11 protein-coding genes are annotated in these 13,114 nt (G+C 70.0%); 3 read left to right on the forward strand and 8 right to left on the reverse strand.

The window, feature by feature from the left end; translation table 11 throughout:
* The first annotated feature begins 84 nt into the window (after window positions 1-84).
* Together VEC57_03815 and VEC57_03820 are read left to right on the forward strand one after the other, a co-directional pair.
* Window positions 85-2,103 (forward strand): hydantoinase/oxoprolinase family protein, encoded by a 2,019-nt coding sequence (locus VEC57_03815; GenBank protein ID HYB98240.1) that lies wholly within the window; start codon window positions 85-87, stop codon window positions 2,101-2,103.
* Window positions 2,100-3,785 (forward strand): hydantoinase B/oxoprolinase family protein, encoded by a 1,686-nt coding sequence (locus VEC57_03820; GenBank protein ID HYB98241.1) that lies wholly within the window; start codon window positions 2,100-2,102, stop codon window positions 3,783-3,785. The genes VEC57_03815 and VEC57_03820 overlap by 4 nt, the downstream gene beginning before the upstream one ends.
* A gap of 127 nt (window positions 3,786-3,912) precedes the next feature.
* Here the strand turns inward: VEC57_03820 and VEC57_03825 are convergent, their stop codons facing one another.
* The 5 genes from VEC57_03825 to VEC57_03845 all read right to left on the reverse strand — a co-directional run bounded on the left by VEC57_03825 (window position 3,913) and on the right by VEC57_03845 (window position 7,146).
* Window positions 3,913-4,383, reverse strand: coding sequence for a hypothetical protein (locus VEC57_03825; GenBank protein HYB98242.1), 471 nt, complete (start codon window positions 4,381-4,383; stop codon window positions 3,913-3,915).
* A 237-nt stretch (window positions 4,384-4,620) separates the two neighbouring features.
* Entirely contained in the window at window positions 4,621-4,899 is a 279-nt protein-coding gene (locus VEC57_03830) for a zinc ribbon domain-containing protein (GenBank protein ID HYB98243.1), read from the reverse strand.
* A gap of 134 nt (window positions 4,900-5,033) precedes the next feature.
* Window positions 5,034-5,843 (reverse strand): pyrroline-5-carboxylate reductase, encoded by an 810-nt coding sequence (gene proC / locus VEC57_03835; protein ID HYB98244.1) that lies wholly within the window; start codon window positions 5,841-5,843, stop codon window positions 5,034-5,036.
* Between the two features lie 20 nt (window positions 5,844-5,863).
* Entirely contained in the window at window positions 5,864-6,568 is a 705-nt protein-coding gene (locus VEC57_03840) for a YggS family pyridoxal phosphate-dependent enzyme (protein HYB98245.1), read from the reverse strand.
* A complete protein-coding gene (locus tag VEC57_03845) occupies window positions 6,565-7,146 on the reverse strand; it encodes a Maf family protein (GenBank protein HYB98246.1) in 582 nt (193 codons plus the stop codon). Before VEC57_03845 ends, VEC57_03840 begins: the two co-directional genes overlap by 4 nt.
* A 42-nt stretch (window positions 7,147-7,188) precedes the next feature.
* Here VEC57_03845 and VEC57_03850 point away from each other — a divergent pair, with 42 nt between their 5' ends.
* Window positions 7,189-9,360, forward strand: a complete 2,172-nt coding sequence (locus VEC57_03850) for a lytic transglycosylase domain-containing protein (protein HYB98247.1) — start codon at window positions 7,189-7,191, stop codon at window positions 9,358-9,360.
* A gap of 37 nt (window positions 9,361-9,397) precedes the next feature.
* Here VEC57_03850 and VEC57_03855 read toward each other — a convergent pair whose 3' ends face one another.
* The 3 genes from VEC57_03855 to VEC57_03865 all read right to left on the reverse strand — a co-directional run bounded on the left by VEC57_03855 (window position 9,398) and on the right by VEC57_03865 (window position 13,024).
* Window positions 9,398-10,855, reverse strand: a complete 1,458-nt coding sequence (locus VEC57_03855; GenBank protein HYB98248.1) for a Mur ligase family protein — start codon at window positions 10,853-10,855, stop codon at window positions 9,398-9,400.
* Window positions 10,856-10,940: 85 nt separating this feature from the next.
* On the reverse strand, window positions 10,941-12,098 hold the full coding sequence (locus tag VEC57_03860) for a serine hydrolase domain-containing protein (GenBank protein ID HYB98249.1): 1,158 nt from the start codon (window positions 12,096-12,098) through the stop codon (window positions 10,941-10,943).
* A complete protein-coding gene (locus tag VEC57_03865) occupies window positions 12,095-13,024 on the reverse strand; it encodes an LD-carboxypeptidase (GenBank protein HYB98250.1) in 930 nt (309 codons plus the stop codon). Before VEC57_03865 ends, VEC57_03860 begins: the two co-directional genes overlap by 4 nt.
* Window positions 13,025-13,114 lie beyond the last annotated feature (90 nt).

A 13,114-nucleotide genomic window follows, 5' to 3' on the forward strand; every position in this document is an offset into this window, starting at 1 on the left:
CCGCGCGCGCGCGTCACATCGTGCTTGCGTGTCGGCCATCGCGCTGCAACAGTCCCGGCGCCGCCGGGTCGGGCGGCAGCCGGCATGAAGCGCGCGCGTCCCAGGCTGCTCGTCATCGGCGTCGATACCGGCGGCACCTTCACCGACATCGTCTATCGCGACGGCACGCGTGGCGGCCGCCTCAAGCTGCTTTCGACGCCGCAGGATCCCGCCGAGGCCGTGCTCGAGGGCTTGCGGCGGCTGTTCGGCCAGCGGCGCCCCGATCTGCTCACCTACGGAACCACCGTGGCCACCAACGCCATGCTCGAGCGCCGCGGTGCCCGAACGGCCCTCGTGACGACGGCCGGCTTCGAGGACGTCCTCGAGATCGGCCGCCAGGCACGGCCCGACCTCTATGATCTGGAGCCGCAGAAGCCCGAGCCGCTGGTCGAACGGGGCCTGCGGCTCGGCGCGGCCGAGCGCAGCCTCTTCGACGGGCGCGTGCTGCTCGCCCTGAGCCAGGCCGAGTGCCGCCGCATCGTCAGCGCGATTCGGGCGAGCAGGGCCGAGTCGGTGGCCGTCTGCTTCCTCCACTCGCACGTCTCGCCCGCGCACGAGCGCCGGATCGGACGGGCGCTGCGAGCGCTGCGCGTGCCCGTGACGCTGTCGCATGCGCTGTCGCCGGTGGCCGGCGAATACGAGCGTACGAGCACGGCGGTCGCCAATGCCTACGTGCAGCCGAAGGTGCAGGGCCACATCCGCGCGCTGGCGCGCGACAGCCGGGCAGCGACGTTCCGCGTGATGCAGTCCAACGGCGGAGCCGTCGGCGCCGCCACGGCTGCGCGCGAGCCGGTGCGAACGATGCTGTCCGGCCCGGCCGGCGGCGTCGCTGCCGCCGCCGAGGCCGCAAGGCGCGCCGGCATCGCACGCATCGTCACGCTCGACATGGGCGGCACATCCACCGACGTGGCGTTCGTGCAGGGCGAGCCGGCGCGGCGTGCAGTTACCGAGATCGGCGGCCTGCCGCTGCGCGTGCCGTGCCTCGACATTCACACGGTGGGCGCAGGCGGCGGCTCCATCGCGCGCGTCGACGAGGGCGGAGCGCTCGTGGTCGGGCCCGAGAGCGCCGGCGCCGACCCCGGCCCGGCCTGCTACGGCCGCGGCGACAGGGCCACCGTCACCGATGCCAACGTCGTGCTGGGGCGGCTTCCGGCGCAGCATTTCCTGGGCGGCACCATGCAACTCGATCTCGAGCGTGCCCGCCGTGCGGTCATGGCGGTGGCTGCGCGCATGAACGGGAGCAGGGGCCGCAGCAGGTCGACCGGCAGCGTCGTCGAGGAAGCGGCCGAAGGAATCGTCCGCGTGATCGAGGGCAACATGGAGCGCGCCATCCGCGTGATCACGGTGCAGCGCGGCGAGGACCCGCGCACGTGCACGCTCCTTCCCTTCGGCGGTGCGGCCGGTTTGCACGCCTGCGGCCTGTGCGAGCAGATCGGGTTCGCCGACATCTTCATTCCGCCCGATCCGGGGCTGCTGTCGGCGCACGGCGTTCTCGGCGGCCGCGTCATCGTCGATCGCATCGTCTCGCTGCATGCGGTCGATCCGCAGCTCGGATGGCTGCAGCGCAAGGCCGCGCCCGCCGAGGCCGCGGCGCGACGAGCGCTGGCGAATGAGGGATTCGGCGCTGGCGAGATCGGGGTGACCACGGTGGTGCGCGCGCGCTACCGCGGTCAGGCCATCGAGCTGGAAGTTCCGCTCGACCGGGAGCTGCGCCGGCGCTTCGACGCGCAGCATGCGGCGCGCTTTCACACGAGCGACGACACGCGCCCGCTGGAGGTGGTCGGGCTGCGCGTCACCGCCAGCAGCAGCGCGCGCCGACCTTTCGCGCCGCGTGCATCTGGCGCGGCAACGGCGCGTGCGGCGGCGCACGTGCAGGCGTTCGTGGACGGCCGCCCCTGTCAGGTGCCGCTGTTCGTGCGCGAACAGCTCGGCGCGGGCGCCACCATCGTCGGGCCCGCCGTCATCGCCGAATACAGCTCCACCACATACGTGGCGCCGCTGTGGCGTGCGCGTGTCGATGCGGCCGGTGCGCTGCGACTGTCGCGGCAGAGGAGGGTCCGATGAGAGGGCGCAGCGGAAACGCCCGCGGCGCAACGCAGCAGGGGCACGCGTTGTCCGCCGTCGATCTGGAGCTGTTTGCCAACCGCCTGATCGGCGTCACCGACGAGATGGGGGTCGTTCTGCAGTCGGCGGGACTCTCTCCCAACATCAAGGAGCGGCGAGATTTCTCGTGCGCGCTGTTCGACGCCGGAGGCGAGATGGTCGCGCACGCCGCGCACATCCCGGTGCACCTGGGGTCGACGCCGCTGGCCGTGCGGGCGGCGCTGGATCACGCATCCATGGCGCCGGGGGACATCGTCATCCTCAACGACCCCTACGCCGGCGGTACGCATCTGCCCGACGTCACGCTGGTAGCGCCGGTCTATCTTCCGGGCGGCGATCGCCCCTTCGCCTATGTCGCCGACCGCGCGCATCACGCCGACATCGGCGGCGGCAGCCCCGGCTCGATGGCGCTGGCCACCGACGTTCACCAGGAAGGCTTTCGCATGCCGCCGGTGCACCTGTGCCGCGGCGATCGCTACGTCGGCGACACGCTCTCGCTGTTTCTTGCCAACACGCGCGTCCCGGACGAACGGCTGGGCGATCTGGACGCGCAGGTCGCGGCCCTGCGAGCGGGCGCGGCGCGCACGCTCGACCTGGCGCGGCGCTTCGGTCCGGACGTCCTCACGCGCGCCATGCACGAGCTGCAGCGATACTCGCAGCGACTGATCGAGGCGCTGATCGCCGAGCTTCCGCGCGGACGCTTCCGCGCCGTCGACCATCTCGACGACGACGGGGCCGGCAGCCGCGACATCGCCATACGCGTCGAGCTCGAGCGGCGCGCGCGCGGGCTTCACTTCGATTTCACTGGCAGCTCGCCCCAGGTTCGCGGACCCGTCAACGCGAATCTTGCCGTCACCACCTCGGCCGTCTTCTATGCGATTGCGTGCGTAGCCGGCCGGCGGGTGCCCGCCAACAGCGGCATGATGGCACCGGTGACGATCAGCGCGCGCGAGGGCAGCGTCGTGCACTGCCGGTTTCCTGCAGCCGTGGCCGGCGGCAACGTGGAGACCTCCCAACGCATCGTCGACGTGGTGCTGCAGGCGTTCGCTCTCGCCCTGCCGGACCGCGTGCCGGCTTCCAGCTGCGGCACCATGAGCAACCTCGCGATGGGAGGCTTCGATTCGGTGCGCAGGCGCCACTTCTCCTACTACGAGACCGTCGGCGGCGGCGCCGGCGCCGGGCCGAGCCGCAACGGCGCGCACGCGCTGCAGACGCACATGACCAACACGTGGAACACGCCGGTCGAAGCGCTGGAGGCGTACTATCCGCTGCGGGTGACGCGCTATTCGGTGCGACGCGGATCGGGCGGACCCGGCCTGCACACCGGCGGCGAGGGCATCGTGCGCGAGGTCGAAGCGCTGACCGAGATGCGGGTGACGCTGCTCGCCGAGCGCCGCCGCCGGCGACCGCCGGGTCTGGCAGGCGGCGGCGGCGGCGCGCCTGGCCGCGATGCGGTGATTCGCGCCGGCGACAGCAGGCAGCGGGAAATCGAGGCAAAGAGCGAGTTGACGCTCGGGGCCGGCGATCGTGTGATCATCGAAACACCAGGCGGTGGCGGCTGGGGCGCCGGACGTGGGCGGAAAAAGAAAGGGCGTGAGACCTTGCGGAAGGTGTCACGCCCTTCTGCCCCAGGAGGAGAGTGAAGCGTTGACCGGACGCTTCACAGCGGGCACGGTCGGACGCGGCAGCCGAGGATGAAGAGGATGCCGCCGCGCCCAGTCGGTGGCCGTCGCTTCAGCGGCATGCGCGCGCCGCAGCGACGGCGAGTGATCAGGCCGCTTCCTGGACTTCCTTCGCCAGCTCGTCCAGCTTGCGCTCAATGGCGCTGATGCGGCGCTTGAGGCCGTCGAGGTCGCTTCGCTGCAGGACGCCGAGGTTCTTGAGGAGACGCTCGATCTGCCGCCGAGCTTCCTTCTCGATCTGGGTCAGCGCCTTCTGGCTGACGCTGGTGGTGTCCTTGCGCAGGGCCTTCACCTGCTTCTCCACGCTGCCGCGAAGATCGCTGACGCGTACTTCGACATCGGCGTAGACGTTGTCGACGGTCTTGGTGACGGTGCCGGAAAGCTCGCTGACGCGGTCAACGAGCACGTCGAGCTGGCGGCGGCCCTGCTCAGGCAGGTACCGGGTTGCTTCGCGCCGAACGCGCTCGACGGTGCGTTCGACGTCTTTTCGGATGCGGCCGACCCTCCTGGTCAGGTCGTCCATCATCGGAATGGTCGTCGCTTGTTTCTTCGTAGCCATGTCCTCTCCTCCTTTCGTTGATCCACCCGGATGAACCGGATGCATGGCCTTGCGTCGTTCCTCCCCGACGCCGCCACGACTCCTGCTTAACACGCCGCGTCAACATGTCAACGCAGCGCGGCACGAATTTGCGCGTCAGGAATTATTGGCATCACGACACGGGCTTGCCGCGGCCCAGTCGAAACCGGCGCGTGCGGTCACCGATGCGGAGCGGCGCCAGGAGACGGAGGGGGCGTATCAGTCGGCCGCGGCAGCAGCCTTGGCCGGAGCGGCGGATTCGGTTTTCGAGCCGCCATCACTGGAAGGGCTACTTTCTGCCGTTGCAGAGCCGTTGCCGCTCTTCTTCTGATACCCATCGGAGTACCAGCCACCGCCCTTCAGCTGAAAGGCGGCTGAGCTGATGAGCTTGGTGACCTTGGAGCGGCACTTGGGGCAGCGCGCAAGTGGAGAGTCCTTGATGGACTGGGTGAACTCGAACTCGCCGCACTTGGGACAAGCGTACTCGTAGATGGGCATTGCTCGGACTCCTCGGCTCGGCGCAGCATGGTCGGCCGGGCCGACAAAGCAGGCGGAACCTAGGCAGCGGCCTGCCGGTTGTCAACGCGGCGCGCCGCTTCTTCGAGCGCCGGCGCAGCGTCGCCGCGGCGGACTCACGACCTCGCCAACTCCACCGACCGCTTCGCGGCCGCACGAACCGCCGCCGCCACCGTGCCGGGCAGGTCCGCCTCTTCCAGAACCGCAAGCCCTGCCAGCGTCGTCCCGCCCGGGCTCGACACAGCCTTTCGCAGATCAGCCGGGTCCTGCCGGGTCTGGACCATCATCTCGGCGGCGCCGGCAATGGTGGCCAGCGTCAGCGAGCGCGCGAGCGAGGCCGACAGGCCGGCCTTCTGACCCGCCATCATCATCGCCTCGGCAAAACGGTAGACGTAGGCGGGGCCCGAGCCGCTCAGCGCCGTCACTGCGTGCATCGCCTTCTCGTCTTCGACGACGTGCGCTTCACCGACCGCCGCGAACAATCGACGCACCTTGGCCACGTCGGACGCCTTTGCCGACGGTCCTGCACACAAGACCGAGGCGCCCTTGCCGACCAGGCACGGCGTGTTCGGCATGACGCGAACGATGCGCGTCTCCTTCCCGAGCGCCTTCTGCAGGCGGCCGAGCGGAAATCCTGCGGCGATCGAAACGAACAGCTTCGTGCGCTCCGCCGCCGGCGCCAGCGCTTCCAGAACCTGCGGCAGGATCTGCGGCTTGACCGCCAGCACGACCACGTTGCTGGCCGCCACCACCTCCGCATTGTCCTCCGTCACCGGCACGCCGTAGCGCTTGCGCATGAACGAGCGCCGCTGCGCCACCGGCTCCGAGATCATCATCGCCGGCGCTTCGTGCCCGGCTGCCAGCAGCCCGCGTACCAGCGCCTCGGCCATGTTGCCGCCGCCGATGAAACCGATCGTGTCCGCCATCGAGTCCTCCTCTTACCGCGTCATCGAGCGCCGAACAGCGCCGTGCCGATCCGCACCATCGTCGCGCCCTCGGCGACGGCGTCTTCGAAGTCGCCGCTCATGCCCGCCGATATCTCGGTCATCGGCGCATGCTGCCATTGCAGCGCACGAAGGCGCTGCGCAAGTTCGCGCAACCGCGCGAACTGCGGCTGCGCCGGCCGCGCCGGGTCGGCCACTCCCATGACGCCGACGAATCGCACGCCCGGACAGGCGGCGGCCTGGCGCAGGAACGTCTCCGCATCGGAAGGATCGATCCCGCCGCGCACCGCCGCACCGCCGAGCTTGATCTGCAGAAGCAGGTCGGCCACCGGCGCTCCCTCGCCGGCCGCTCGCGAGACCGCACGCACCACGCTTAGCGAGTCGACCCCGTGAATGAACGCGAATGCACGCGCGGCACGCGCGGCCTTGTTCGATTGCAGGCGGCCGATCATGTGCCAGCGCAGTTCCGTGCCGCCGGCCCCCAAGGCGTCCGCCACGGCCTGCTGCTTGGCCATGGCCTCCTGGACGTAGTTCTCGCCGATGTCGGTCGCGCCCGCGAGCGCGGCGGCCACCACCGCTTCGGCCGGCAGCGTCTTGGTCACCGCGATCACGCGCACCTCGTCGGCGGTGCGGCCGCTGCGCCGTGCAGCGGCCTGCACGCGCGCGCGCACCTCGGTCCAATTCGCCGTAAGGGAACCGAAGCTCACGAGGTCGGGCTGATTCGCGCTCGCGCCAGCGCCCGCGAAACGGGCGCCATGGGCAGGCCGATGACGTTGTCGAGCGGACCGATGATGGCGCCGATGAAGCGGCGGCCCTGGCCCTGCGCGGCATAAGCGCCGGCCTTGTCCAGCGGCTCACCGGAGGCCGCATACGCCCGCGCCTCCTGCCAGCCGACCTCGCGCATGCGCACCGTCGATCGCGAAACGCCGCTCTCACCACCACCGGCATGCAGGACCGCCCACGCCGTCAGAACGTGATGATTGCGGCCCGACAGCGACATCAGCATCTGCGCCGCCTGCTCGGGCCCCGCGGGCTTGCCGAGGATCTGTTCGCCGACGACGACGGTGGTGTCGGCCGCCAGCACGACCGCCTCGCTGCCGCAGCGAGCCAGCACGGTGGCCGCCTTCTCGAGCGCCAGCCGCGTCGTCGCTTCGAGCGCGCGCTCCTGCTTGCTCATCGTCTCGTCGATGTCTGCAGGATCGATGACGAAGTCGTAACCTGCCTGGGTGAGCAGCTCACGCCGGCGCGGGGATGAGGACGCCAGCACGAGTCGCGACGCAAGCATCGCTGCATTCTTCGAGCCGCTGCGGTAAAGTCAACGACCTGCATGAAGACCAAGAGCCGCCGTCCCGCCCGCACACGCATCGCTTTGTGGACCTGCTTCTGCGCGCTCGGTGCATGCGGCGCCGGCGGCGAGGGAGCGGTCGCCGCGGAGGCGGGTCGCCCGGTCGTCCGCCTCGCGCAGGCGAGCACGGCGGCGGCGGAGAGCGTTTCCCCGCGCGCCGCCAGCAGCATTGCCAACGTGCAGCGATCCGAGCTCGGTCGCGCACTGGCCTTGATGGACACCGACGCTCCCGCGAGCGCGGCGGCGCTCGAGGCGCTGCAGGAGAAGCTGCCGTTCCTCGAGGACGTGCTGCTGTACTACGGAGCCGCCGCTCGCGCGCGCTTCGACAAGGTTGCCGCGCGCGAGCGCCTCGAGCGCTTTCTCGACAAGCATTCGTCCTCGGTGCTGGTGCCGGAGGCGGTCGAGATGCTGGCCGAGCTCCTGGAATCGCAGGAGGACGTCGAGCACGTGCTCGACTTGGCCGACCGCCACGGCCGCACGGGCAAGCCCGACCGCGGATCCGCCCGCGCGTGCCTGGCCGCCGGCCGCATGCTCGCCGCCGAGCAGCCGCAGGACGCCGTTTCGTACCTGGAATGCGCCCGCGCACGCGCGCCGATGAGCAGCATCGGGCGCAGCGCCTTCGAGGCCCTCAGCGCGATCCGCAAGAAGCACGCGCAGCTGCGTCCCACCTCCGAGGCCGCGATGATGGCCGAGGTGCGGCAGCTGGGGCGCGAAGGCCGCACCCAGGAACAGGCGCGCATGATCGAGGAGCTGCTGTCAGCCTACCCCTCGACCTCCCATCACACCGAAGCGGTGCTGGCGTACGCGCGCACCATCGTCGCCAGCACGGGCAAGCTGGCAGCGGCCGAATATCTGGACCGCCGCGTGGACGAAGCACGCAGCGACAACGCGCGCGCGCGGCTGCTGTACGAGGCGGCGACGTACCGGTGGAACGACAATCACGATGCGGCCGCGCGCGTCGGGTTCGAGCGCATGCTGGCGCTCGGCACCGGCATTCCCGAAGAGCAGCAGGCGCTGTACGCCATGGCTCGCATCGATGATGCGGCCGGCCGCAACGCGCAGGCCATCGACGCGTACGGCAAGGCCGCGGCGCGTGCGCACGGTGCGACCCGCGCCGAGAGCCTGTGGCGGCAGGGCTGGGTCGCCTATCGAGCGAAGGACTGGGCGCTGGCGGAGAAGTTCTATCGCGCGATGGCCGCATCGGCTGCACCCGGCTCCGAAGACGATGGCCGAGCCGAAGCGTTGTACTGGGGCGCCCGCTCGCTCGAGCGGCTGGGACGACGCGACGAGGCGATTGCCAACTACGAAGCGCTGCTCAGCGAGTTTCCGCTCGGCTACTACGCCTCCCTGGCGGAGAAGCGGCTTGGACGACGCATGCCGCTGACGCCGGTGGCCGAGCCCGAGGAGGCGACGCTCGGCTCGCTGCCGCGGGACGCCGACGCGGCGCTGCAGCGGGTCCAGACGCTGCGTCAGGCTGGCCTCGAGACGCTGGCCGCGCGCGATCTGCAGGCCCGCCTTGCCAGGTTCGACGGCAGGACGCGTGCAGCCCTGCTGCCCTCGCTCCAGCGCGTCGGCGCCTACGACACGGCGCTGCAGCTGGCCGCCGAGCTGCACAAGAAGGGCGACATCTCGCGCGAGCAGGCGCGGCCGTATCTCTATCCGCGCGCGCACGCGGAGATCGTCGAGCGCGAGGCCACTCGCGCCGGCATCGACCCGGTCATGGTCTACGCGCTCATGCGGCAGGAGTCTGCGTTCGCGCCGCAAGCTGTCTCCTCGGCCAATGCGCTCGGCCTGATGCAGCTGCTCGAGAGCACGGCCACGCGCGTGGCGAGCAAGCGCGGCATCAACCCGCCGGAACGCTCGGACCTGTTCGAGCCGGCGGTCAACATCCGCCTCGGCGTGGCCTACCTCGCCGAGCTGTCGCAGCAGTTCGCCGGCAATCCTCCGCTCATGCTGGCCGCCTACAATGCCGGCGAGAATGCGGCGCAGCGCTGGCAGAGCCTCGTGGCAGCGTGGGACGAGGACGAGATGATCGAGCAGATCTCGTATCGCGAGACGCGTGCGTACGTGAAGTCCGTGCTGCGCAACATGCGCAATTACCGGCGGCTGTATCCGGACGTCGCAGGGGGGCTGGCGCGCGGCGGACGCCGATAGCGGACCGACTGCTGCGTCCCGTGCGCTCAGGCCTGCATCATGCGGAAGCGGCGGCTGCGGGGGCGGATGCCTGCTCGGGCTCGAACGCCTTCAGCAGATTTCTCGGGAGGTTGCCGAACGCTCCGTTGGACATGCAGATGGCAACGTCGCCTGGGGCCAACTCGGTGGCGAGGCGGGCCAGGATCTCGTCGGGGCCCGCGGCAGTCCAGGCATGGATGCCGCGCGTGCGAAGGTCCTCGACGATGCGTGCCGTCGAGAGCATCTCGTGCTCGGCCAGAGGATCGTTGTCCTTGCGATAGACTTCGCTGATCGCGACGGCGTCGGCCTTGGCCAGCGCTTCGGTGAAGTCCTGCTGGAAGACGGCGCGGCGGCTGGTATTGGAGCGCGGCTCGAAGACGGCCACCAGCCTTCTTCCAGGAAAGCGGCCGCGGATCGCTTCCATCGTCATCGCCACGGCGGTGGGGTGATGAGCGAAATCGTCGACGACGGTGACGCCGCCCGCCTCGCCGACAATCTCCTGTCGGCGTGCCGCGCCGCGGTAGGAAGCCAGACCCTTCTCCATCGCAGAAGCGTCGACGCCGAGCTCGCGAGCCAGCGCATACACGGCCGTGGCGTTGAGCGCGTTCATCGAGCCGACCAGCGACAGGCGCAGACGTGCCTGCGGGCGGCCCTTCCAGCACGCGTCGAACGCGGTTCCGGCCGGCGTGACCTGAATGTTGCGCGGCTGCCAGCCGCCTTCGGCGCTCAGCCCGTAAGGGACGAAGCGATAGGTGCCCGCCTCGGCGATCGCTTCGAGCAGGTGCGGATAGTCGACGCAGCCGACCAGCGGCGCATCGCTCGGCAGAATGCCGGCCAGGCGCCGGAACGAGCTCTTGACGTGCTCGAGGTCCGTGTAGATGTCGGCGTGGTCGAACTCGACGCTCGTCAGGATGACGGCCGAAGGGTCGTAGTGCAGGAACTTGGGCCCCTTGTCGAAGTAGGCGGTGTCGTACTCATCGCCTTCGACGACGAAGAACTCGCCGTTGCCTGCCGATGTCAGCTTTCCGAGATCCCGGACCAGGCCGCCGACGAGATACCCCGGCTCCAGCCCGGCCACGTTCAGGCAATGCGCGAGCATCCCGGTGGTCGTCGTCTTGCCGTGAGTGCCGGCAATCACCAGCGAGCGCTTGCCGGCAAGGAAGAAGCGCTTGAGCGCGGCGGGAAAGGAGGTCTTCTCGATGCCCAGCGCCTCGACGGCCATCGCCTCCGGGTTGGTGCGCGGTACGGCGTTGCCGATGATCACGAGGTCGGGGCGCGGATCGAGGTTGGCTGCGCTGAACCCCAGCTTCACCTCGATGCCGGCATTGCGCAGCATGTCGCCCATGGGCGGATAGGCGGCGTTGTCCGATCCCGTCACACGCATGCCCGCATCGCGAAGCATGACGGCCATCGGCGCCATGCCGACGCCACAGATTGCGATCAGGTGTACGTGGCGAATCTGCTTCTCGTCGTTCATCTGCGAATCCATCCTCTCCGCCGCCTCACTCTTGGATGACCATTGCTGCGCGGTCAGCCGGTCGCCGCGCCGTCTCGTCCGCGCCTCACGCGCGGCTCTTCTTCCCCGCCCGCTCCGCGTCGACCGCCGCGAGGACCGCGTCGTGGAATCGCGGACGCAACGCGCGAATACCGCTCCCCGTTGTATCGGATGCGACGCGGTTCGTCAGCAACAGTACGTGCACTGCGCGACGCCGGTCGATCCAGACGGAGGTCCCGGTGTACCCGAGATGCCCCACGGCCTGAGCGGAGATCCTCGTTCCGGCCGAGCTCGCACCCGCGGATGGCGTGTCCCAGCCGAGCACCCACGTGCCGGGCTCGTCGGAGAACTGGCGTCGCCACGCATAGCGCACGACCCGCGCATCCAGAACGCGTCCGTGGTCGTAGCTGGCGTCGATCCATTCGCGCGCCAGCCTCTCGGCGGCTGAGACGGTCGCGAAGAGGCCGGCATGCGAGGTGATGCCGCCGAGCGCATAGGAGTTCTGATCCTGCACGACGCCGTGGACGAGGCGGCCGCGCCAGGCGCAGTGGCCGGTGGCAGCGGTTCGTTGCAGCGGCAGCGGAGAGCGGCCGGCGGCGGCGGCGGCCACGTCGACGTACCAGGCCTCGCCAACGCCGAGCGGCTCCAGCAGCATCTCCCTGGCCAGCACGTCGATTCGCTTCTCGGTCACACGCTCGAGCGCGCAGCCGAGAACGAGAAAGCCGATGTCGCTGTAGACGCTGCCGCTGCCGGGATCGCGCTCGAGCGGCTCCTGCAGGACTGCAGCAAGGATCTCTTCACGGCGCCGCGCGGCACCCGAAGCCGACGAGACGTCGGGCGCGAGGCCTTCGTAGAAGCGCCGATGTGCCGGCAGACCCGAGTCGTGCCGCAGAAGGTGGCGGATGGTGACGTTGCCGCGACGCGGGTCGTCGCTGCGCGCGAACTGCGGCACCAGATCGACGATGCGGTCGGTGAAGCGCAGCAGGCCGCGCTGTGCCAGCAGGATCGTGATTGCCGCCGTGATCAACGGCTTGGTCAACGACGCAAGGTCCCAGACCGTATCGATGCCCACCGCCGCGTCGGCGCCGGGAATCGCCAGAGTTCCGGTGGCATGCTCGAACACCGTTCCACGCCGGTCGCTCACTCTGGCGCACGCACCAGGAAAGACGCCGTCGCCAACGGCGGCATCCAGCATCGCCGCGACCTCGCACCAGAGCGCGCTCACGGACGCTCGAACGGCGACTCGAGCAGCGAAACTGCGGCACTCTTCACGCTCGCGTCGATCCCGACCATGCAGCCCATGGGCAGCACCGTATTGCCGGTGCCGTGGCCCGCATCCAGCCCCACCACCACCGGGCAATCCAGGCCGGCGACGGCCTCGAGCGCGATCTCGCGCAGGATATCTTCGCCCTGCCCGTCGTCGCAGTCGTGGAAGGAGCCGAGGACGATGCCGGCGACGTGGTCGAGCTTGCCGGCATTGCGGAGGTGGGTGAGCATGCGGTCGATGCGGTAGGGCTTCTCGGCCACGTCTTCGAGGAACAGTACCGCGCCGTCGGTGCGGACCTCGTAGGGCGTTCCCAGCGTCGTCACCAGAACCGACAGGCAGCCGCCGATCAGCGGGCCGCGCCCCGAGCCCGGCCGCCATGTCTGAAGGCGCTCACCGTCCCACCAGCCATCTTCGTCGAACAGCGCCGAGCGGAAGCGCTCCCGCTGCAGCGCGGTCAGCCGCGGAAGGTCGGCGCCAACCATGGGACCGTGGAAACACACCAGGCCGGCCTCGGCCACGAGGCGGCCGAGCAGCAACGTGACGTCGCTGAAACCGACGAAGATCTTGGGATGATCGGCGGCAACGGCCGCATCGAACAGGCCGTGCAGGCGCGAGGAGCCGTAGCCGCCGCGGACGCAAAAGATGGCCGCGACGTCGGTCCGCGCGAACAGCTGGCTCAGGTGGGCGGCGCGGGCGGAATCGGTTCCTGACAGGTACCGGACCGGCTCGGGCGGCGGGGGCGGCTCCACGCGAAGCCCCCAACCCTCCAGAATCGCGATGCCTCGTTCGAGGCAATCGGCGTCGGCAAAGCCCGCCGGCGCGGTCACCGCCACCGTGTCGCCCTGTCGTAGCGGGCGGGGTTTGCGCTGCGCGCGCACGGGCATTTCGCTCACGGGAGGAGCCGTTGTAACGGCCGTTCCCCAGGCGGTCAACGGGCCGGGTTGATCGCGTCGGCGACAAAATCCATGTTCTGC

The organism is Candidatus Limnocylindrales bacterium (assembly GCA_035626395.1).
GTDB lineage: Bacteria > Desulfobacterota > Binatia > UBA1149 > CAITLU01 > DASPNH01.

What these genes read in the sequence shown, in the direction of transcription:
- VEC57_03815 (HYB98240.1), top strand. Translation starts at nt 85, where the DNA reads ATGAAGCGCGCGCGTCCCAGGCTGCTCGTCATCGGCGTCGATACCGGC.
- VEC57_03820 (HYB98241.1), top strand. Translation starts at nt 2,100, where the DNA reads ATGAGAGGGCGCAGCGGAAACGCCCGCGGCGCAACGCAGCAGGGGCAC.
- VEC57_03825 (HYB98242.1), bottom strand. Translation starts at nt 4,383, where the DNA reads ATGGCTACGAAGAAACAAGCGACGACCATTCCGATGATGGACGACCTG.
- VEC57_03830 (HYB98243.1), bottom strand. Translation starts at nt 4,899, where the DNA reads ATGCCCATCTACGAGTACGCTTGTCCCAAGTGCGGCGAGTTCGAGTTC.
- proC (HYB98244.1), bottom strand. Translation starts at nt 5,843, where the DNA reads ATGGCGGACACGATCGGTTTCATCGGCGGCGGCAACATGGCCGAGGCG.
- VEC57_03845 (HYB98246.1), bottom strand. Translation starts at nt 7,146, where the DNA reads ATGCTTGCGTCGCGACTCGTGCTGGCGTCCTCATCCCCGCGCCGGCGT.
- VEC57_03850 (HYB98247.1), top strand. Translation starts at nt 7,189, where the DNA reads ATGAAGACCAAGAGCCGCCGTCCCGCCCGCACACGCATCGCTTTGTGG.
- VEC57_03855 (HYB98248.1), bottom strand. Translation starts at nt 10,855, where the DNA reads ATGAACGACGAGAAGCAGATTCGCCACGTACACCTGATCGCAATCTGT.
- VEC57_03865 (HYB98250.1), bottom strand. Translation starts at nt 13,024, where the DNA reads ATGCCCGTGCGCGCGCAGCGCAAACCCCGCCCGCTACGACAGGGCGAC.